General features: G+C 58.2%; 15 protein-coding genes, 3 tRNA genes and 2 rRNA genes. 9 read left to right on the plus strand and 11 right to left on the minus strand.

Features of this window, described 5'->3' with window-relative positions; translation table 11 throughout:
• Window positions 1–32: 32 nt before the first annotated feature.
• The 5 genes from secF to queA form a co-directional block, all read right to left on the minus strand.
• Complete coding sequence (gene secF / locus AB4O41_RS11780; RefSeq protein ID WP_460147835.1) at window positions 33–947, minus strand: protein translocase subunit SecF; 915 nt, start codon at window positions 945–947, stop codon at window positions 33–35.
• A 9-nt stretch (window positions 948–956) separates the two neighbouring features.
• A complete protein-coding gene (gene secD, locus AB4O41_RS11785) occupies window positions 957–2,825 on the minus strand; it encodes a protein translocase subunit SecD (protein WP_460147836.1) in 1,869 nt (622 codons plus the stop codon).
• A gap of 63 nt (window positions 2,826–2,888) precedes the next feature.
• Complete coding sequence (gene yajC, locus AB4O41_RS11790) at window positions 2,889–3,224, minus strand: preprotein translocase subunit YajC (protein WP_008014002.1); 336 nt, start codon at window positions 3,222–3,224, stop codon at window positions 2,889–2,891.
• A gap of 43 nt (window positions 3,225–3,267) precedes the next feature.
• Entirely contained in the window at window positions 3,268–4,383 is a 1,116-nt protein-coding gene (gene tgt, locus AB4O41_RS11795; RefSeq protein ID WP_460148335.1) for a tRNA guanosine(34) transglycosylase Tgt, read from the minus strand.
• Between the two features lie 14 nt (window positions 4,384–4,397).
• Entirely contained in the window at window positions 4,398–5,462 is a 1,065-nt protein-coding gene (gene queA / locus AB4O41_RS11800; RefSeq protein WP_367374286.1) for a tRNA preQ1(34) S-adenosylmethionine ribosyltransferase-isomerase QueA, read from the minus strand.
• A gap of 107 nt (window positions 5,463–5,569) precedes the next feature.
• Between queA and AB4O41_RS11805 the strand changes: the two genes are divergently transcribed.
• The 7 genes from AB4O41_RS11805 (at window position 5,570) to AB4O41_RS11835 (ending at window position 12,135) form a co-directional block, all read left to right on the plus strand.
• Window positions 5,570–5,654, plus strand: a tRNA-Leu gene (locus AB4O41_RS11805).
• A 161-nt stretch (window positions 5,655–5,815) separates the two neighbouring features.
• Window positions 5,816–6,145, plus strand: a complete 330-nt coding sequence (locus AB4O41_RS11810) for a hypothetical protein (RefSeq protein ID WP_460147837.1) — start codon at window positions 5,816–5,818, stop codon at window positions 6,143–6,145.
• A gap of 215 nt (window positions 6,146–6,360) precedes the next feature.
• On the plus strand, window positions 6,361–6,660 hold the full coding sequence (locus tag AB4O41_RS11815) for a hypothetical protein (RefSeq protein WP_460147838.1): 300 nt from the start codon (window positions 6,361–6,363) through the stop codon (window positions 6,658–6,660).
• A gap of 336 nt (window positions 6,661–6,996) precedes the next feature.
• Window positions 6,997–7,473, plus strand: coding sequence for a formate dehydrogenase subunit gamma (locus AB4O41_RS11820; RefSeq protein ID WP_095634322.1), 477 nt, complete (start codon window positions 6,997–6,999; stop codon window positions 7,471–7,473).
• On the plus strand, window positions 7,470–9,032 hold the full coding sequence (locus AB4O41_RS11825) for a formate dehydrogenase beta subunit (RefSeq protein ID WP_460147839.1): 1,563 nt from the start codon (window positions 7,470–7,472) through the stop codon (window positions 9,030–9,032). The genes AB4O41_RS11820 and AB4O41_RS11825 overlap by 4 nt, the downstream gene beginning before the upstream one ends.
• Entirely contained in the window at window positions 9,029–11,917 is a 2,889-nt protein-coding gene (fdhF, locus tag AB4O41_RS11830) for a formate dehydrogenase subunit alpha (protein ID WP_460147840.1), read from the plus strand. The genes AB4O41_RS11825 and fdhF overlap by 4 nt, the downstream gene beginning before the upstream one ends.
• Window positions 11,914–12,135 carry a formate dehydrogenase subunit delta gene (locus AB4O41_RS11835; protein ID WP_063342580.1) on the plus strand — a complete coding sequence of 74 codons (222 nt, stop codon included), beginning with the start codon at window positions 11,914–11,916 and terminating at the stop codon, window positions 12,133–12,135. Before fdhF ends, AB4O41_RS11835 begins: the two co-directional genes overlap by 4 nt.
• Before the next feature lie 178 nt (window positions 12,136–12,313).
• Here AB4O41_RS11835 and AB4O41_RS11840 read toward each other — a convergent pair whose 3' ends face one another.
• Both AB4O41_RS11840 and AB4O41_RS11845 read right to left on the minus strand, forming a co-directional pair.
• Window positions 12,314–13,666, minus strand: a complete 1,353-nt coding sequence (locus AB4O41_RS11840) for an ATP-binding protein (protein ID WP_460147841.1) — start codon at window positions 13,664–13,666, stop codon at window positions 12,314–12,316.
• Entirely contained in the window at window positions 13,663–14,373 is a 711-nt protein-coding gene (locus AB4O41_RS11845; protein WP_460147842.1) for a response regulator, read from the minus strand. The genes AB4O41_RS11840 and AB4O41_RS11845 overlap by 4 nt, the downstream gene beginning before the upstream one ends.
• Window positions 14,374–14,539: 166 nt before the next feature.
• On the opposite strand from AB4O41_RS11845, the gene AB4O41_RS11850 reads away from it, so the two are divergent.
• Together AB4O41_RS11850 and AB4O41_RS11855 are read left to right on the plus strand one after the other, a co-directional pair.
• Window positions 14,540–15,331, plus strand: a complete 792-nt coding sequence (locus AB4O41_RS11850) for an MlaA family lipoprotein (RefSeq protein WP_460147843.1) — start codon at window positions 14,540–14,542, stop codon at window positions 15,329–15,331.
• On the plus strand, window positions 15,321–15,590 hold the full coding sequence (locus AB4O41_RS11855) for a hypothetical protein (RefSeq protein WP_460147844.1): 270 nt from the start codon (window positions 15,321–15,323) through the stop codon (window positions 15,588–15,590). Before AB4O41_RS11850 ends, AB4O41_RS11855 begins: the two co-directional genes overlap by 11 nt.
• A gap of 279 nt (window positions 15,591–15,869) precedes the next feature.
• Here AB4O41_RS11855 and rrf read toward each other — a convergent pair.
• The 4 genes from rrf to AB4O41_RS11875 all read right to left on the minus strand — a co-directional run bounded on the left by rrf (window position 15,870) and on the right by AB4O41_RS11875 (window position 19,467).
• Window positions 15,870–15,985 (minus strand): 5S ribosomal RNA (rrf, locus tag AB4O41_RS11860).
• A gap of 158 nt (window positions 15,986–16,143) precedes the next feature.
• Window positions 16,144–19,035 (minus strand): 23S ribosomal RNA (locus AB4O41_RS11865).
• A gap of 249 nt (window positions 19,036–19,284) precedes the next feature.
• Window positions 19,285–19,360 (minus strand) — tRNA-Ala (locus AB4O41_RS11870).
• 30 nt (window positions 19,361–19,390) lie between these two features.
• Window positions 19,391–19,467, minus strand: a tRNA-Ile gene (locus AB4O41_RS11875).
• Window positions 19,468–19,486 lie beyond the last annotated feature (19 nt).

Genomic DNA, 19,486 nt, shown 5'->3' on the forward strand with positions numbered 1-19,486 from the left:
TTCTCGGCTTACAGCTGGAAAAGTGATAACCGTTATGGACGGTCGTCGACCTCCGTCTCGACCGCCGCAGCAGGAATCAGGTCCTCGCTGTTCAGGTTCAGCCAGATCAGCACCACGTTCGCGATGTAGATCGACGAGTAAGTACCCGCCAGAACACCGATGAACAGGGCAATGGAGAAGCCGAACAGGTTGTCGCCACCAAAGAACAACAGGGCCGCGATCGCCAGCAAGGTGGAAATCGACGTCGCCATGGTCCGCAGCAGGGTTTGCGTGGTCGAGATGTTGATGTTCTCGATCAGGCTGGCCTTGCGCAGGACCCGGAAGTTCTCACGAACCCGGTCGAATACCACGATGGTGTCGTTGAGCGAGTAACCGATGATCGCCAGAACCGCCGCCAGTACCGTCAGGTCGAAGGTGATCTGGAAGAACGACAGGATACCGATGGTCACGATCACGTCGTGGATCAAGGATACGATCGCACCGACCGCGAATTTCCACTGAAAGCGGAAAGCCAGGTAGATCAAAATGCCGCCCAGCGCCATCAGCATGCCGAGGCCGCCCTGGTCGCGCAGCTCTTCACCGACCTGAGGGCCGACGAATTCGACGCGCTTGACCACCGCAGGGTTCTCGCCACCGACCTTCTGCAAGGCCTCGGCCACCTGATGACCCAGCTGCGGGTCTTCACCTGGCATACGCACCAGCAAATCGGTAGTCGCACCGAAGCTCTGTACGATCGCTTCGTGATAACCCGCTGTAACCAGTTGCTCACGCACCTTGGTGACATCGGCCGGACGCTCGTAGGTCAGCTCGATGAGCGTACCGCCGGTGAAGTCCAGGCCCCAGTTCATGCCCTTGGTGGCAACACTGAACAATGCCAATGCCGTGAGGAACAATGTGACGCCGAACGCGAAGTTGCGAACGCCCATGAAGTTGATTGTACGTAACATGGCAGCCCCTTAAATCCACAACTTCTTGAAGTCACGACCGCCGAAGATCAGGTTGACCATCGCGCGGGTCACCATGATGGCCGTGAACATCGAGGTAAAGATCCCGAGGGACATGGTCACTGCGAAGCCTTTGACCGGGCCGGTGCCCATGGCAAAGAGAATCCCGCCGACCAACAAGGTAGTCAGGTTGGCGTCGAGAATCGCGGTGAATGCCCGGCCGAAGCCTTCGTTGATTGCCCGCTGCACAGTCATGCCAGCCGCGATCTCTTCACGTATCCGCGAGAAGATCAGTACGTTGGCGTCGACCGCCATACCCATGGTCAACACGATACCGGCGATACCCGGCAGGGTCAGTGTTGCACCCAGCAGCGACATCAAGGCCAGCAGCATCACCATGTTCACCGTCAGCGCGACGGTGGCGATGAGGCCGAAGAAGCGGTAGATGGCCATGATGAACAGCGAGACAAACAGCATGCCCCACAGCGATGCATCGATACCTTTGGTGATGTTGTCGGCACCCAGGCTTGGGCCGATGGTGCGCTCTTCAGCGAAGTACATCGGTGCCGCCAGACCACCGGCACGCAGCAGCAGCGCCAGTTCGGACGATTCGCCCTGGCCATTCAGGCCAGTGATGCGGAACTGGGCACCCAGCGGCGACTGGATGGTCGCCAGGCTGATGATCTTCTTCTCTTCTTTAAACGTCTGAACCGGCACGTCTTTCTCGACGCCGTTGATCACTTGCTTGGTGTAAGTGGTGACCGGACGTTGTTCGATGAAGATCACGGCCATGCTGCGACCGACGTTGCTGCGAGTCGCCCGACTCATCAGCTCGCCGCCGTGGCCATCCAGACGGATGTTCACTTCTGGCGTGCCGTGCTCGCCGAAGCCAGCCTTGGCGTCTGTCACCTGGTCACCGGTGATGATCAGGCCACGTTCGATCAGCGCCGGAGGACGCTTGCCTTCACGGAACTCGAATTCCTCGGAAGTGGCTTTCGAAGCGCCTGGCTCAGCCGCCAGACGGAACTCAAGGTTGGCCGTTTTGCCGAGGATACGCTTGGCTTCTGCAGTGTCTTGCACGCCCGGCAGCTCAACCACGATGCGGTTGGCGCCTTGGCGCTGAACGATAGGTTCGGCAACACCCAGCTCGTTGACGCGGTTACGTACCGTGGTCAAGTTCTGCTTGATGGAGTATTCGCGGATTTCCGCCAGCTTGGCCGGGGTCATCGCCAGACGCAGTACCGGTTGGCCATTGAGGTCGGCCGGAACAATGTCGAAATCGTTGAAGTTCTTGCGAATCAGCGCACGCGCTTCTTCACGGGCTGCTTCATCAGTGAAGCCCAGCTGAATGGCACCACCCAGTTGCGGCAGGCTGCGATAGCGCAGACGCTCTTTGCGCAACAGGCTCTTGACGTCGCCTTCGTAGACTTTCAGGCGTGCGTCGAGGGCTTTGTCCATGTCCACTTCCAACAGGAAGTGCACACCACCGGACAAGTCCAGACCCAGCTTCATCGGGTGCGCGCCAAAGCTGCGCAGCCATTGCGGGGTGGTTTGTGCCAGGTTCAGTGCAACGACGTAGTCATCACCCAATGCCTTGCGCACAACGTCTTTGGCTGGCAGCTGATCTTCAGCCTTGATCAGACGGATCAGACCGCCCTTGCCGCCCGCAGCCAAAGTGGCCGCCTTGACGTTGATCCCGGATTCCTTGAGCGCGGTGCTCACACGATCCAGATCAGCCTGAGTAACCTGCAGTGCAGTGCTTGCACCGCTGACCTGAATGGCCGGGTCATCAGGGTATAGATTGGGAGCGGAATAAATCAGACCGACCGCCAGCACCGCCAGGATCAGAATGTATTTCCACAGAGGGTATTTGTTCAGCATCACGCCGCCCGCTTATGACGCGGGGCGCCTTGCGCGCCCCGTCGATTGAGTAGAAGTTGAAACTTAGATCGCTTTGAGCGTGCCTTTTGGCAGCGTGGCGGCGATGGCGCCTTTCTGGAATTTCATTTCGACGGTGTCGGAGACTTCCAGAACAACGAAGTCGTCGGACACTTTGGTGATCTTGCCGGCGATACCGCCGGTGGTCACAACTTCGTCACCTTTTTGCAGGCTGCCCAGCAGGTTTTTCTGCTCTTTGGCGCGCTTGGCCTGTGGACGCCAGATCATCAGGTAGAAGATGACCAGGAAACCGACCAGGAAAATCCACTCAAAGCCGCCGCCCATCGGGCCTGCCGCAGGTGCAGCAGCGTCAGCCATGGCATTAGAGATAAAAAAGCTCATTTAGCACTCCAGTTGCAAATGTTGAATCTTGGGGTCAGAAAACTCAGTCCAAAGGCGGAACAGATAACCCGCGTTTGGCGTAGAAGGCATCGACAAAGGCGGCCAATGTACCCTGTTGAATAGCCTCGCGCAAACCAGCCATAAGCACCTGATAATGGCGCAAATTGTGGATGGTATTCAACATGCTACCCAGCATTTCGCCGCACTTGTCCAGATGGTGCAGATAAGCACGGGAGAAGTTCTGGCAGGTGTAGCAATCGCAGGTTGGATCGAGCGGCGAATCATCATGGCGATGGAACGCGTTACGGATCTTCAGCACGCCTGTATCAATGAACAGATGCCCATTGCGGGCATTACGGGTTGGCATCACGCAATCGAACATGTCCACACCGCGGCGCACACCCTCAACCAGATCTTCCGGTTTGCCAACGCCCATAAGGTAACGAGGTTTGTCAGCCGGCATCTGGCCCGGCAGATAATCCAGCACCTTGATCATCTCGTGCTTGGGCTCGCCCACCGACAGACCGCCGATGGCCAGGCCGTCAAAGCCGATCTTGTCGAGGCCTTCCAGGGAGCGCATGCGCAAATCCTGGTGCATACCGCCCTGAACGATGCCGAACAGCGCCGCCGTGTTATCGCCATGGGCGTTTTTCGAACGCTGGGCCCAACGCAACGACAGCTCCATCGAGACGCGAGCGACGTCTTCATCGGCCGGGTACGGGGTGCATTCGTCGAAAATCATCACGATGTCCGAGCCCAGATCGCGCTGGACCTGCATCGACTCTTCCGGGCCCATGAACACTTTGGCGCCGTCGACAGGAGAGGCGAAGGTCACGCCCTCCTCCTTGATCTTGCGCATCGCGCCCAGGCTGAACACCTGAAAACCGCCGGAGTCTGTAAGAATCGGGCCTTTCCACTGCATGAAATCGTGCAGGTCGCCGTGCTTCTTGATCACTTCAGTGCCAGGACGCAGCCATAAGTGAAAGGTGTTACCCAGAATGATTTCCGCGCCGGTGGCGACGATATCCCGCGGCAACATGCCCTTGACCGTGCCGTAGGTACCCACCGGCATGAAGGCCGGGGTCTCGACGGTACCTCGCGGGAAGGTCAAACGACCGCGACGAGCCTTGCCGTCTGTGGCAAGTAGCTCAAAAGACATGCGACTGGTGCGACTCATTCTGTTTCCTCTGGGCCTGTTTCTTTAGGGGCGGTAGGCGCGGGATTACGGGTGATAAACATCGCATCACCGTAGCTGAAAAAGCGGTATTCGTTGTCGACGGCGGCTTTATAGGCGGCCATGGTCTCGGGATAACCGGCGAATGCCGAAACCAGCATCAACAGCGTGGATTCGGGCAAATGGAAGTTGGTGACCAGGGCATCGACCACATGAAACGGCCGACCCGGGTAGATAAAGATGTCGGTGTCGCCACTGAACGGCTTGAGCACGCCATCGCGCGCGGCACTTTCCAGGGAACGCACGCTGGTGGTCCCCACGGCTACCACGCGACCACCGCGAGCGCGGCAGGCTTCGACGGCATCGACCACGTCCTGACCAACTTCCAGCCACTCACTGTGCATATGGTGATCTTCAAGCTTCTCGACCCGCACCGGCTGAAAGGTACCGGCGCCAACGTGCAAGGTCACGAACGCGGTCTCGATGCCCTTGGCGGCAATCGCTTCCATCAGCGGCTGATCGAAATGCAGCCCCGCCGTCGGCGCCGCCACCGCGCCCAGGCGCTCGGCGTACACCGTCTGATAACGCTCGCGGTCCGAGCCTTCATCCGGGCGGTCTATATAAGGAGGCAACGGCATGTGCCCGACGCGATCGAGCAGCGGCAACACCTCTTCGGCAAACCCCAGTTCGAACAACGCATCGTGACGCGCCAGCATCTCGGCTTCACCACCGCCGTCGATCAGGATCTTCGAACCCGGTTTCGGCGACTTGCTGGAACGCACATGCGCCAGCACGCGATGACTGTCGAGCACCCGCTCCACCAGAATTTCCAGCTTGCCGCCGGAAGCCTTCTGACCAAACAGCCGCGCCGGAATCACCCGGGTATTGTTGAACACCATCAAATCGCCCGGGCGCAAATGCTCAAGCAAATCAGTGAATTGACGGTGTGCCAGGGCGCCACTGACCCCGTCCAGGGTCAACAGGCGACTACCGCGACGCTCAGCCAAAGGATGGCGAGCAATCAGCGAATCAGGGAGCTCAAAGGTAAAGTCAGCAACGCGCATGATGGGGTTCGTCTAGCAGGGCCGGGAAGTCTAGCGGAAATATCAAAAATTCTCCATGTACCTGATTGACCAACGGTTATCTCATCTCTATACTTCGCCGCCATTGAGCCCTGATGGCGGAATTGGTAGACGCGGCGGATTCAAAATCCGTTTTCGAAAGGAGTGGGAGTTCGAGTCTCCCTCGGGGCACCAAAATTAAGAAAGGTCTTGCTTTGCAAGGCCTTTTTTTTCGTCTGTAGAAAAGTGATCTCGCCCCGCTGCCCCATAGGTGTTGCCGAAGGCTGCGATCTTTTGATCTCGCTTTTCAACGCCACAACCCGAAACGCTCGGCTAACGAATCAAGGATTCACACAATGGAATTGCCACTGGAAACCGTTGCCCTTTTCGCCTTCAAGCTGGCTTATGAGACGGAAGGTGAAAGTCCGATTCTGCGGGATGATCCGATCATGAGTGATTATGAGCGGGAGGTGTTTGGGTTACTGGTGCGTAGGGGGGATGTCGAGGGTATCCAGTTTAGGGTGGCGCATTGTGTGAGTTTAGCGCTGGACGCTATAGGCGGCGTAAATACGCCGCTAGGGCGCGAACTACATAGATTGTCGGCTGATTTGCGCGGTGCTCAGACCTTGGAGCAACTTGATGCACCGCTGATCGCACTCAAGGACTACTTGAAAGACATTCAGTGAGTGGAGCCCAAACCCACGCCGGACAACAACGCCCTTCAGCACAGAGCCAGCAGTTTGATATCGTGCCTCCATCGCCTCATCTCATCAAAGAAACCAAAGGCGGTTTCAGGGGCATTGTTAACAAGGAAAAGGACTGAATACAGCTAATCGGCATGTTGGCGTTCTTCGCTGCGACAGTGGGGATGTGGATTTGGGTGGTGAGGAACCGTGGCAACGTGAATCTGTGGCTCGCTAACCTGGCGGGTGCCGTGGGTAGTTTAATTGTCGGGGTGGCGGTGCTGATTCTGTTCAACAGATGGCTTGTCCCCGGAGGAAACACGGCACAGGGCGTTTTATTCATGCTCTATACGTTGATGGCGATTTTAGGTGCCTTTGTCGGAACTTGGCTTCTGGTGATCGCCAGGCTAAAGCAGTCTGGATACCCCGTCGTCCGTCATGTCATCGCCGGAGCATGCAGTGTGTTGGCGGCACTGACCACGGTGATGTTGTGGGTGCTGATCCTTCCCGCGAAGTAAGTGTTTTGCCCCCTCTCATCGAGCTCCAGGATTACTTGAAAGATATTCAGTGAGCGAACGCCTCGGCCTGCGTTCTTCTAGACTTAACAGATAGTCGTAGACAGAATCGAGCACGTCGCTTTGGTGCAGATGAATCAAAGGCAGCGTGGCAAGCTGCCTGTTATGCCCTGAAGAGGTGTGGCAAAGACCGCACCGGGCCCAACAAGATGCCCGCTCAGGGTGCCTGGCCAACGGCCTGAAAATGCCACGATACCGTGACGTGGTGTGACTGCCGCAGCCGACACTTTCGGACAACCGACAACCGCCTGGTTTGCCCGTGATCGTGAGGAATGCTGTATGCCTGATGAGATGTTGCACCTGCCTATGGTCAACAGCCTGCTGGAGCGCCACAAACGCTCCCCCGGCGCACTGTTGCCCATCCTTCATGAGATTCAGGAGGGCATCGGTTACATCCCCGATGCCGCCATCCCCGAGATTGCCCACGCCCTCAACCTGAGTCAGGCCGAGGTTCGCGGGGTGATCAGCTTCTACCATGACTTCCGCACCGCGCCGCCGGCCCGGCATATTCTGCGTCTGTGCCGGGCTGAGTCCTGCCAGAGCCGCGGCGCCGAGCAGCTCGCGGCGCAATTGCGCGAACGCCTGCAACTGGACGATCACGGCAGTAGCGCCGATGGCAGTATCAGTTTGCGTCCGGTGTATTGCCTCGGTGCCTGTGCCTGTTCGCCAGCCCTGGAACTGGATGGTCAGGTGCATGCGCGGCTCAGCGCCGAGCGTCTGGATGCCCTGCTTGATGCTTGCCGGGAGGACGCATGATGCCGCGCCTCTATTTACCTTGTGATTCCCTCGCCCGCGCCGTGGGCGCCGATGAGGTGGCCGTGACCCTTGCCACTCAGGCCCAGGAACGCAATCTGCCACTGGACCTGCAACGCACCAGCTCTCGCGGTCTGTACTGGCTGGAACCACTGCTGGAAGTGGACAGCCCGCAAGGCCGTATCGGCTTCGGCCCGCTGACTGCTGCCGATGTGCCGTCCGTGCTCGATGCGCTGCAAGGCGAGCCATCCGCCCATCCGCTGGCCTTGGGGCTGGTGGAAGAATTGCCTTATCTAAAGACTCAACAACGCCTGCTGTTTGCCCGCGCCGGCATTACCCAGCCGCTGTCCCTGGAGGATTACCGGGCCCACGGCGGTTTCGAGGGCTTGACCCAGGCCATCGCCTTGGGCGGAGAGCAGACCGCGACTGAGGTATTCGATTCAGGCCTGCGTGGCCGTGGCGGCGCGGCGTTCCCGGCCGGGATCAAATGGCGCACGGTGCGTACCACCCAGGCTGCGCAGAAATACGTTGTGTGCAACGCCGACGAAGGCGACTCCGGCACTTTCGCCGATCGCATGTTGATGGAAGGTGATCCCTTCCTGCTGATCGAAGGCATGGCCATTGCCGGTATTACCGTTGGGGCCAGCTACGGTTACATCTATGTGCGCTCGGAATATCCCGATGCCGTGGCCACGCTGCGTGCAGCGTTGGACATCGCCCGAGATGCCGGTTACCTCGGCGCTAATGTCGGCGGCAGCGGTCTGGCCTTCGATATGGAAGTGCGAGTCGGTGCCGGCGCTTACATCTGCGGTGAAGAAACCGCGCTGCTGGACTCGCTCGAAGGCAAGCGCGGGATCGTCCGCGCCAAGCCACCGATCCCCGCCTTGCAGGGTTTGTTCGGCCTGCCGACCCTGGTGCACAACGTGCTGACCCTGGCCTCGGTGCCGCTGATTCTGGCCAAGGGTGCGCAGTTCTATCGCGATTACGGCATGGGCCGCTCCCTGGGCACCATGCCCTTCCAGCTGGCGGGCAATATTCGTCACGGCGGTCTGGTGGAACGGGCCTTTGGCCTGACTCTGCGCGAACTGGTGGAAGACTACGGCGGCGGGACCGCCAGTGGCCGGCCGCTGAAAGCTGCCCAAGTGGGCGGTCCTCTCGGCGCCTGGGTGCCACCCGCGCAATTCGACACTCCGTTAGATTACGAAGCCTTTGTCGCCATTGGGGCCATGCTCGGTCACGGTGGCGTGGTGGTGGCTGACGACACCTTGGACATGGCCCGCATGGCACGCTTCGCGATGCAGTTCTGCGCCGAGGAATCCTGTGGCAAATGCACCCCTTGCCGCATCGGCTCGACCCGGGGCGTAGAGGTGATCGACCGTCTGCTGGCAGCACCTGACCAAAACAGTCGTGATGAGCAGGTGATCATCCTCAAGGACCTGTGCGACACCCTGCAATACGGTTCGCTGTGCGCCTTGGGCGGCATGACCTCCTATCCGGTGACCAGCGCCCTCAAGTACTTCCCCGCCGACTTCGGTCTGCAGTCCTCGGAGGCCGACCAATGATCACTCTCTTCGACCCGAATACAGATATCGATTTGGGCACCCCTGCCCGCGAAAGCCAGGTGCAGGTCACCGTGAACATCGACGGCCGCAGCATCAGCGTGCCCGAAGGTACCTCGGTGATGCGCGCCGCCGCGCTGCTGGGCACCACCATTCCGAAACTGTGTGCCACCGACAGCCTGGAAGCCTTCGGCTCCTGCCGCATGTGCCTGGTGGAGATCGATGGCATGCGCGGCTATCCCGCCTCCTGCACCACGCCGGTCAGCGAAGGCATGAGCGTGCACACCCAGACGCCGAAGCTCGCCACCCTGCGCCGCAACGTCATGGAGTTGTACATCTCCGATCACCCGCTGGACTGCCTGACCTGCTCGGCCAACGGCAACTGCGAGCTGCAAACCGTCGCCGGCCAGGTCGGCCTGCGGGAAGTGCGTTATGGCTATGAAGGCGACAACCATCTGGCCGACGTGAAGGACACTTCCAACCCCTACTTCGATTACGACCCGAGCAAGTGCATCGTCTGCAACCGCTGCGTGCGTGCCTGCGAAGAAACCCAGGGCACCTTTGCTCTGACCATTACCGGACGCGGTTTCGAATCCCGGGTCGCGGCCGCTGGTGGCGATAACTTCCTCGACTCGGAATGCGTGTCCTGCGGCGCCTGTGTGCAAGCCTGCCCCACCGCGACCCTGATGGAAAAAAGCGTGGTCGAACTGGGTCAACCTGAACGTAGTGTGATTACCACGTGTGCCTATTGCGGCGTGGGCTGCTCGTTCCGCGCCGAGATGAAAGGCGACCAACTGGTGCGCATGGTTCCAGACAAGAACGGCCAGGCCAACCATGGCCACTCTTGCGTCAAAGGGCGCTTTGCCTGGGGCTACGCCACCCACCCGGATCGCATCACCAAGCCGATGATCCGCAAGCACATCAACGACCCTTGGCAGGAAGTCAGCTGGGATGAAGCGGTGACCTATGCCGCCAGCGAATTCCGTCGGTTGCAGCAAAAATACGGCCGCGACTCCATTGGTGGCATCACCTCCAGCCGCTGCACCAACGAAGAAACCTATCTGGTGCAAAAACTGGTGCGCGCCGCTTTCGGCAACAACAACGTCGACACCTGTGCACGGGTCTGCCACTCGCCGACCGGCTATGGCCTGAAACAAACCCTGGGCGAGTCCGCCGGCACCCAGAGTTTCGACTCGGTGATGCAGGCCGATGTGATCCTTGTGATGGGCGCCAACCCAAGCGACGCTCACCCAGTGTTCGCCTCCCAGCTCAAACGCCGTCTGCGTGAAGGCGCGCGACTGATCGTCATCGACCCACGACGCATTGATCTAGTGGATTCGGTGCATGCCCGCGCCGAACTGCACCTGGCCCTGCGCCCGGGCACCAACGTCGCCATGCTCAACGCCCTGGCCCACGTCATCGTCACCGAAGGCTTGCTCAACCAGGCCTTTATCGACGCCCGTTGCGAGGACAGCGATTTCGCTCGCTGGAGCGAGTTCGTCAGCCGCGCGGAAAACTCGCCGGAAATCCTTGGCGCCGTCTGCGGCGTCGCCGCTGCCGACATCCGTGCCGCCGCCCGTCTATATGCCACCGGCGGCAATGCAGCGATCTACTATGGCCTGGGCGTCACTGAGCACAGCCAGGGCAGCACTGCCGTCATGGGCATCGCCAACCTGGCCATGGCCACCGGCAACATCGGCCGCGAAGGCGTTGGGGTGAATCCGCTGCGTGGGCAGAACAACGTTCAAGGGTCCTGTGACATGGGCTCCTTCCCCCACGAGCTGCCCGGCTACCGGCATGTCTCCAACGAAACGGTACGGGCGCAATTCGAACAAGCCTGGAATGTCACCTTGCAACCCGACCCGGGTTTGCGCATCCCCAATATGTTCGAGGCAGCCCTGGGCGGCAGTTTCAAGGGTTTGTATTGCCAGGGCGAAGACATCGCCCAGAGCGACCCCAATACTCAGCACGTCACTGCGGCTCTATCGGCGATGGAGTGCATCGTGGTGCAGGACATTTTCCTCAACGAAACCGCCAAGTTCGCCCACGTGTTCCTGCCGGGCGCCTCGTTCCTGGAAAAGGACGGCACCTTCACCAATGCCGAGCGACGCATCTCCCGGGTACGCAAGGTCATGGAACCGCTGGGCGGCAAGGCCGACTGGGAAGGCACAGTGGCGCTGGCCAATGCGCTGGGTTACCCGATGAGTTACCAGCACCCGTCAGAAATCATGGATGAAATCGCCAGCCTGACGCCGACCTTCACCAACGTCAGCTACACCGAACTGGATCGCCACGGCAGCCTGCAATGGCCGTGCAACGCCGCGGCACCGGACGGCACGCCGACCATGCACATCGAGGAATTCGTGCGCGGCAAGGGGCGTTTCATGCTCACCGGTTACGTGCCCACCGAGGAAAAGGTCAACAGTCGTTATCCCCTGCTGCTGACCACCGGGCGCATCCTCAGCCAGTACAACGTCGGCGCCCAGACCCGGCGTACCGACAACGTCGCCTGGCATCAAGAAGACCGCCTGGAAATCCACCCGACCGATGCCGAGAGCCGTGGCATCAACGAAGATGATTGGGTCGGCATTGGCAGTCGCGCAGGACAGACTGTACTGCGTGCGCGGATCACCGAACGGGTAGCCCCAGGCGTGGTGTACACCACCTTCCACTTCCCTGAATCGGGGGCCAACGTCATTACCACCGATAACTCCGACTGGGCCACCAACTGTCCGGAGTACAAGGTCACCGCCGTGGAAGTCAGCCGCGTCTACCACCCTTCCGAGTGGCAAAAACGCTATCAGGAATTCAGCGACGAACAACAACGTCTGCTCGACGAACGCCGCCAGGCACGCACCGCCGGAACAAAAGCCGAGGTGCGCCGATGAGCACTGACAATCTGATCAAAATGGTCAACCAGATCGCCCAATACTTCGCCACCGAACCGGATCAGCAACAGGCCGTGCTCGGCGTGCGAAATCACCTGCAGATGTATTGGACGCCAGGCATGCGCAAGGAATTGCTGGCCTGGCAGACAGCGCATCAGGGGGCAGACTTGCACCCGCTGGCGCAGGCGGCGGTCAGTGGGGCGGGCTGGGAGGCTTAGGTTTACACGATCCTTGGGGAAGATTGCCCCTTGGCCTGTTGACTGAAAACTGTGGCGAGGGAGCTTGCTCCCGTTGGACTGCGTAGTAGTCCCCATTCTTTGGGGCCGCTTCGCGACCCAGCGGGAGCAAGCTCCCTCGCCACAAGTTTTTGATCATTTCGAGGCGAGTCTTTCGGGACTAATGCACCGGCAACACCACCAACGCCTCCAACCCGCCCGTCGACCGATTACGCAATGTCAGCTCGCCTCCGTGCTCCAGCACAATCGCCCGCGCAGCCGATAACCCCAAACCAACACCTCCAGTGCTTTTGTTGCGCGAGCCTTCCATCCGGAAGAACGGCACAAACACTTGCTCAAGGCAGGCATCTGGAATGCCCGGTCCACGATCCAGTATTTTGATCTGCACCTCGCCAGCGCTCGGGACCAGTTCAATCCCCGGCTCACTGCCGTACTTGATAGCGTTGTCGAGCAAGTTGGTGATCACCCGTTTAAGCCCCAACGGGCGCCCGAAATACACCAACCGCAGCGGCCCGCTGAACGTAATGTCGACTCCCTGATCTCGATAATCATCAAGCAACGTTTGCAGCAGTTCCGCCAGATCAAACTGTGTCGCCGGTTCAAGCCGCGCATCATCACGAAAGAACTCCAGCGCCGAGTTGATCATTGCCTGCATTTCATCCACGTCACGAAACAGGCGCTGCTGTTGCTCGCTGTCTTCGATGAATTCGCCACGCAAGCGCATCCGCGTCAGAGGAGCACGCAGGTCGTGGGAGATGGCGGCGAGCATTTGCGTGCGGTCACGGATGAAGTGTTGCAACTGCGCCTGCATGGCGTTGAACGCGAGAATCGCCTGACGGATTTCTTGCGGACCTAGTGGTTCGATGGGCGGTGCGCGGAAGTCCGTACCAAAGCGCCGGGCGCCTTCGGCGAAGCGCTGCAAAGGTGTGGCGAGACGTCGGGTGGCGATCAGCGCGACCAGTGCGGTGGAGATCAACACCAGCAGGATGACGATCAGGTAACGTGGCGCTTCGTCGAGGCCCCAACTGCGCGAGGGTGCGGAGAACATCAGCCATGTTGAATCCGATAGTTCGATCAGCAGCGCGTAATGCGCGTCCGCCGTGTGCTCCGTCCAGTCGGCGGGTTCATAGGCTTCGATGCGCCGGTCAGGGGCTCTGAGCATCGGCTGCAGGATGGTCGAGCCAATGTCAGACTTCGGATCGTCCACTGTCGGCAGATTGAGATCGTGCCGATCAGGGTGCCAAGTGACAGTGAAGCCGTTCTCGTTGGCTGCTTGCGCCAATGGGTTGCGCAGTGGCGCCGGGGCGGCCTCGATGATGCGGGCGATGACGGCGGCTTTTTCCAGCAAGCCGATTTCGGTCAGTGGCGGGCGCGCCCATACGCCGGCCAATTGGATAAACAGCCCGTTGAGCGCCAATGAAATGAGCATGGCCAGGATGATCGTCAACGCGATCCAGCGCGCCACCGTATCTTGTGGCCAGTCTCGGGCGCGAATTCGCTTCAGCCACCTCATCGCCGCGTTACGCTGGGTGTGAACAGGTAACCGCCGTTGCGCACGGTACGAATCATCGCCGGGCGCTTGGTGTCGGACTCGAGTTTGCGTCGCAGACGGCTGACCTGAACGTCGATGCTGCGATCGAACGCCTCATGGCAATGCCCGCGCGCCAGGTCCAGCAATTGCTCGCGGGTGAGAATGCATTGGGGGTGTTCGACGAAGACCAGCAGCAGGTCAAACTCACCGGCCGACAGCGGGATCATCACGTTGTCCGGCGAGCGCAACTCACGGCGAGTGACGTCCAGGTGCCAGTCAGCGAAATCAATCAGCGGCCGTGGCCGTTCCTGCGACACCGGACGGCGCTCGTCCACGCGACGCAGCACAGCACGCACTCGGGCCAGCAGTTCACGGGCGTCGAAGGGTTTGGTCAGATAATCATCGGCGCCCAGCTCCAGGCCGACCACCCGATCACTGAGTTCGCCCATGGCTGTCAGCATGATTACCGGTATTGCGTGTCGAATCCGCAGTTGCTGACACAGGATCAGTCCGCTGTCGCCGGGCAACATCACGTCCAGAATGATCAGGTCCGGCGCCTGGCGCTCTATGGCCGACCACAGCGACGCACCGTCTGTGGCGACCTCGACGTTGTAGCCGTGCTGCACGAAGAATTTTTTCAGTAGATCAAGGACTTCAAGGTCGTCGTCCACAATTAAAAGGCTGTTCACCGAAGGTCACTTGAGGGGCGAATGGAACCGCCATCTAAAACTATTCACGGCCGCGCGTCATATATTTCAACTCTGCAATAAAGCGTCAGCACAGCAATAAACCAGACATCTTGGCGCAAGGATTGGAGGTCAGCATCACGGCGAATTCCTCCTGAGACTTGCGTCCATGTTGCCTTTCAAGTGTGCTCCCTGGCTGGCCCGCAACACCTCAATTGCCGTGTTGGCCGCAGGGCTGACGGGTTGCAGCAGCCAGCCGCCGTCCACCACCAACGTGGCTTGCGCCGACGTCACCTATTCGGTGTACGACCCGGCGGAACCGTTCAATCGCGGCGTCTTCGCGTTTAACCGGGTGGTTGATGATTACGCCTTGGCGCCGGTCGCGCGCGGCTACCGCTACACGCCGGATTTTTTCCAGACCGGTGTGCATAACTTCGTGGCGAACTTCGGTGAGCCCAAGGTCTTTATCAATGACCTGCTGCAAGGCAACCCGATGCGCTCGGTCAATACCCTGGGGCGTTTCGCGCTCAACACCACGGTAGGGGTAGTGGGCTTGATCGACGTCTCCGGCATGGCCGGTATCCCGCGCCACGACTCGGACTTTGGCCAGACCTTCGGCGTATGGGGCATCGGCAACGGTCCGATCGTCGAGCTGCCATTGCTCGGAACCTCCAACAGTCGCGACGCCGCCGGCCGCGTACTCGGCTTTGTGGTCGATCCGTTCGGCAGCAATAGCGATACCGTGGATACGCTGTCCACCATCAGCACTGTCGGTGGCTTCGTCGATGGTCGGGCAGAAGTCTTACCGCTGACCGACAGCCTGCAAAAACTGCCGGACTATTACAGCGCGTTGCGTAATGTGGTAGCCGAACATCGCGCTGCTTACGTGGCCGATGGCAAACAAGGCTCGCCTGAGAACAGCACTCCTAAATGCACAGGAGCACCGGCCGATGGGTTCTGAAAGCAATAGCCTGACTCTGCAGCAACGGGTGATCCGGGACGACACGGCCAATCTGCATCTGCACTGTCGGGAAATCACCCTGCGCCTGTCACCGGACTGTCGCCAATTGGTGCTCACCCGTTACACCGAACACTACGGCCCGGCGCTGGTACGCTGGATAGAGCGCAGCCATACAGTGTCGGTGACCGAGTTGTTTCGCTGGCTCGTGGCCAATGGTGAGATGGGGGTCATGAGAGAGGGTAGCCAGTCGCAGCCTTGATATAGGGTGATGATACGGAGGATGGAAGTCCTCCGTATCATCCCGCCCGAAGCCTACAGCGGAACCGAAACAAATCGGTTTCCTCTCGCACAGTTGCTGCAGCCCTTACCAGCAATCACGCTCGCACATAGACCCAGGCGCTGATGCCGGACTTGAGGGTCGATATGACGCCTGAGCGAAACGTGACCGCTGGGAGCGGTCCGATGATGCTGTACGAACTTTCCTGCGGACAAAACAAAACCCCTACCTGCATACGCAGATAGGGGTTTCGGAATTTAATCTTGACGATGACCTACTCTCACATGGGGAAACCCCACACTACCATCGGCGATGCATCGTTTCACTGCTGAGTTCGGGATGGGATCAGGTGGTTCCAATGCTCTATGGTCGTCAAGAAATTCGGTAGCCAGGTCGTTTGCCTTGCGGCTTACGCTCCAGCGAATGGGTAGGTGATAGATCGGTGTTTTGTGAGTATCTCGAACTTTCGGTTCATTTCGTCTTCACACACCGCAATCTGATGCTCTTTCGAGTAGTCAAATTGCTTGGGTGTTATATGGTCAAGCCTCACGGGCAATTAGTATTGGTTAGCTCAACGCCTCACAGCGCTTACACACCCAACCTATCAACGTCGTAGTCTTCGACGGCCCTTCAGGGGACTCAAGGTCCCAGTGAGATCTCATCTTGAGGCTAGTTTCCCGCTTAGATGCTTTCAGCGGTTATCTATTCCGAACATAGCTACCCGGCAATGCCACTGGCGTGACAACCGGAACACCAGAGGTTCGTCCACTCCGGTCCTCTCGTACTAGGAGCAGCCCCTCTCAAATCTCAAACGTCCACGGCAGATAGGGACCGAACTGTCTCACGACGTTCTAAACCCAGCTCGCGTACCACTTTAAATGGCGAACAGCCATACCCTTGGGACCGGCTTCAGCCCCAGGATGTGATGAGCCGACATCGAGGTGCCAAACACCGCCGTCGATATGAACTCTTGGGCGGTATCAGCCTGTTATCCCCGGAGTACCTTTTATCCGTTGAGCGATGGCCCTTCCATACAGAACCACCGGATCACTAAGACCTACTTTCGTACCTGCTCGACGTGTCTGTCTCGCAGTCAAGCGCGCTTTTGCCTTTATACTCTACGACCGATTTCCGACCGGTCTGAGCGCACCTTCGTACTCCTCCGTTACTCTTTAGGAGGAGACCGCCCCAGTCAAACTACCCACCATACACTGTCCTCGATCCGGATAACGGACCTGAGTTAGAACCTCAAAGTTGCCAGGGTGGTATTTCAAGGTTGGCTCCACGCGAACTGGCGTCCACGCTTCAAAGCCTCCCACCTATCCTACACAAGCAAATTCAAAGTCCAGTGCAAAGCTATAGTAAAGGTTCACGGGGTCTTTCCGTCTAGCCGCGGATACACTGCATCTTCACAGCGATTTCAATTTCACTGAGTCTCGGGTGGAGACAGCGCCGCCATCGTTACGCCATTCGTGCAGGTCGGAACTTACCCGACAAGGAATTTCGCTACCTTAGGACCGTTATAGTTACGGCCGCCGTTTACCGGGGCTTCGATCAAGAGCTTCGCGTTAGCTAACCCCATCAATTAACCTTCCGGCACCGGGCAGGCGTCACACCCTATACGTCCACTTTCGTGTTTGCAGAGTGCTGTGTTTTTAATAAACAGTCGCAGCGGCCTGGTATCTTCGACCGGCGTGGGCTTACGCAGTAAATGCTTCACCCTCACCGGCGCACCTTCTCCCGAAGTTACGGTGCCATTTTGCCTAGTTCCTTCACCCGAGTTCTCTCAAGCGCCTTGGTATTCTCTACCCAACCACCTGTGTCGGTTTGGGGTACGGTTCCTGGTTACCTGAAGCTTAGAAGCTTTTCTTGGAAGCATGGCATCAACCACTTCGTGTACTAAAAGTACACTCGTCATCAGCTCTCGGCCTTAGAATCCCGGATTTACCTAAGATTCCAGCCTACCACCTTAAACTTGGACAACCAACGCCAAGCTGGCCTAGCCTTCTCCGTCCCTCCATCGCAATAACCAGAAGTACAGGAATATTAACCTGTTTTCCATCGACTACGCTTTTCAGCCTCGCCTTAGGGACCGACTAACCCTGCGTCGATTAACGTTGCGCAGGAAACCTTGGTCTTTCGGCGTGGGTGTTTTTCACACCCATTGTCGTTACTCATGTCAGCATTCGCACTTCTGATACCTCCAGCAAGCTTCTCAACTCACCTTCACAGGCTTACAGAACGCTCCTCTACCGCATCACCTAAGTGATACCCGTAGCTTCGGTGTATGGTTTGAGCCCCGTTACATCTTCCGCGCAGGCCGACTCGACTAGTGAGCTATTACGCTTTCTTTAAAGGGTGGCTGCTTCTAAGCCAACCTCCTAGCTGTCTAAGCCTTCCCACATCGTTTCCCACTTAACCATAACTTTGGGACCTTAGCTGACGGTCTGGGTTGTTTCCCTTTTCACGACGGACGTTAGCACCCGCCGTGTGTCTCCCATGCTCGGCACTTGTAGGTATTCGGAGTTTGCATCGGTTTGGTAAGTCGGGATGACCCCCTAGCCGAAACAGTGCTCTACCCCCTACAGTGATACATGAGGCGCTACCTAAATAGCTTTCGAGGAGAACCAGCTATCTCCGAGCTTGATTAGCCTTTCACTCCGATCCACAGGTCATCCGCTAACTTTTCAACGGTAGTCGGTTCGGTCCTCCAGTTAGTGTTACCCAACCTTCAACCTGCCCATGGATAGATCGCCCGGTTTCGGGTCTATTCCCAGCGACTAGACGCCCTATTAAGACTCGCTTTCGCTACGCCTCCCCTATTCGGTTAAGCTCGCCACTGAAAATAAGTCGCTGACCCATTATACAAAAGGTACGCAGTCACCCAACAAAGTGGGCTCCCACTGCTTGTACGCATACGGTTTCAGGATCTATTTCACTCCCCTCTCCGGGGTTCTTTTCGCCTTTCCCTCACGGTACTAGTTCACTATCGGTCAGTCAGTAGTATTTAGCCTTGGAGGATGGTCCCCCCATATTCAGACAAAGTTTCTCGTGCTCCGTCCTACTCGATTTCATGACTAAGAGATTTTCGCGTACAGGGCTATCACCCACTATGGCCGCACTTTCCAGAGCGTTCCGCTAATCTCAAAGCCACTTAAGGGCTAGTCCCCGTTCGCTCGCCACTACTAAGGGAATCTCGGTTGATTTCTTTTCCTCAGGGTACTTAGATGTTTCAGTTCCCCTGGTTCGCTTCTTAAGCCTATGTATTCAGCTTAAGATACCTAACTTATGTTAGGTGGGTTCCCCCATTCAGACATCTCCGGATCAAAGTCTGTTTGCCGACTCCCCGAAGCTTTTCGCAGGCTACCACGTCTTTCATCGCCTCTGACTGCCAAGGCATCCACCGTATGCGCTTCTTCACTTGACCATATAACCCCAAGCAATCTGGTTATACTGTGAAGACGACATTCGCCGAAAATTCGATTCTTGCTCATAAAGAGCAACTCACAAATTTTACCTTAGCCTGATCCGTTACCAGTGAAAGTAACGTTCAGTCTATCTTTCTATCACATACCCAAATTTTTAAAGAACGATCTAATCAAAGACTAGAAATCAACATTCATCACCGGCTCGGTGGAATGCTCATTTCTAAGCTTTCAACAAACAGAAGCAGTAGTGGTGGAGCCAAACGGGATCGAACCGTTGACCTCCTGCGTGCAAGGCAGGCGCTCTCCCAGCTGAGCTATGGCCCCGTATTTCTACAGGCGTTTCCCACACAAAATTGGTGGGTCTGGGCAGATTCGAACTGCCGACCTCACCCTTATCAGGGGTGCGCTCTAACCAACTGAGCTACAGACCCAATTTCGAGCTACTAAGGC

This window comes from Pseudomonas sp. S2_A02 (assembly GCF_054668495.1).

Excerpts from the sequence above, each read along its gene's own strand:
- fdhF (WP_460147840.1), top strand. The coding sequence starts at position 9,029 with ATGATCACTCTCTTCGACCCGAATACAGATATCGATTTGGGCACCCCT.
- AB4O41_RS11825 (WP_460147839.1), top strand. The coding sequence starts at position 7,470 with ATGATGCCGCGCCTCTATTTACCTTGTGATTCCCTCGCCCGCGCCGTG.
- tgt (WP_460148335.1), bottom strand. The coding sequence starts at position 4,383 with ATGTCTTTTGAGCTACTTGCCACAGACGGCAAGGCTCGTCGCGGTCGT.
- AB4O41_RS11855 (WP_460147844.1), top strand. The coding sequence starts at position 15,321 with ATGGGTTCTGAAAGCAATAGCCTGACTCTGCAGCAACGGGTGATCCGG.
- AB4O41_RS11835 (WP_063342580.1), top strand. The coding sequence starts at position 11,914 with ATGAGCACTGACAATCTGATCAAAATGGTCAACCAGATCGCCCAATAC.
- AB4O41_RS11820 (WP_095634322.1), top strand. The coding sequence starts at position 6,997 with ATGCCTGATGAGATGTTGCACCTGCCTATGGTCAACAGCCTGCTGGAG.
- secD (WP_460147836.1), bottom strand. The coding sequence starts at position 2,825 with ATGCTGAACAAATACCCTCTGTGGAAATACATTCTGATCCTGGCGGTG.
- secF (WP_460147835.1), bottom strand. The coding sequence starts at position 947 with ATGTTACGTACAATCAACTTCATGGGCGTTCGCAACTTCGCGTTCGGC.
- queA (WP_367374286.1), bottom strand. The coding sequence starts at position 5,462 with ATGCGCGTTGCTGACTTTACCTTTGAGCTCCCTGATTCGCTGATTGCT.
- AB4O41_RS11850 (WP_460147843.1), top strand. The coding sequence starts at position 14,540 with ATGTTGCCTTTCAAGTGTGCTCCCTGGCTGGCCCGCAACACCTCAATT.
- AB4O41_RS11810 (WP_460147837.1), top strand. The coding sequence starts at position 5,816 with ATGGAATTGCCACTGGAAACCGTTGCCCTTTTCGCCTTCAAGCTGGCT.
- AB4O41_RS11840 (WP_460147841.1), bottom strand. The coding sequence starts at position 13,666 with ATGAGGTGGCTGAAGCGAATTCGCGCCCGAGACTGGCCACAAGATACG.
- yajC (WP_008014002.1), bottom strand. The coding sequence starts at position 3,224 with ATGAGCTTTTTTATCTCTAATGCCATGGCTGACGCTGCTGCACCTGCG.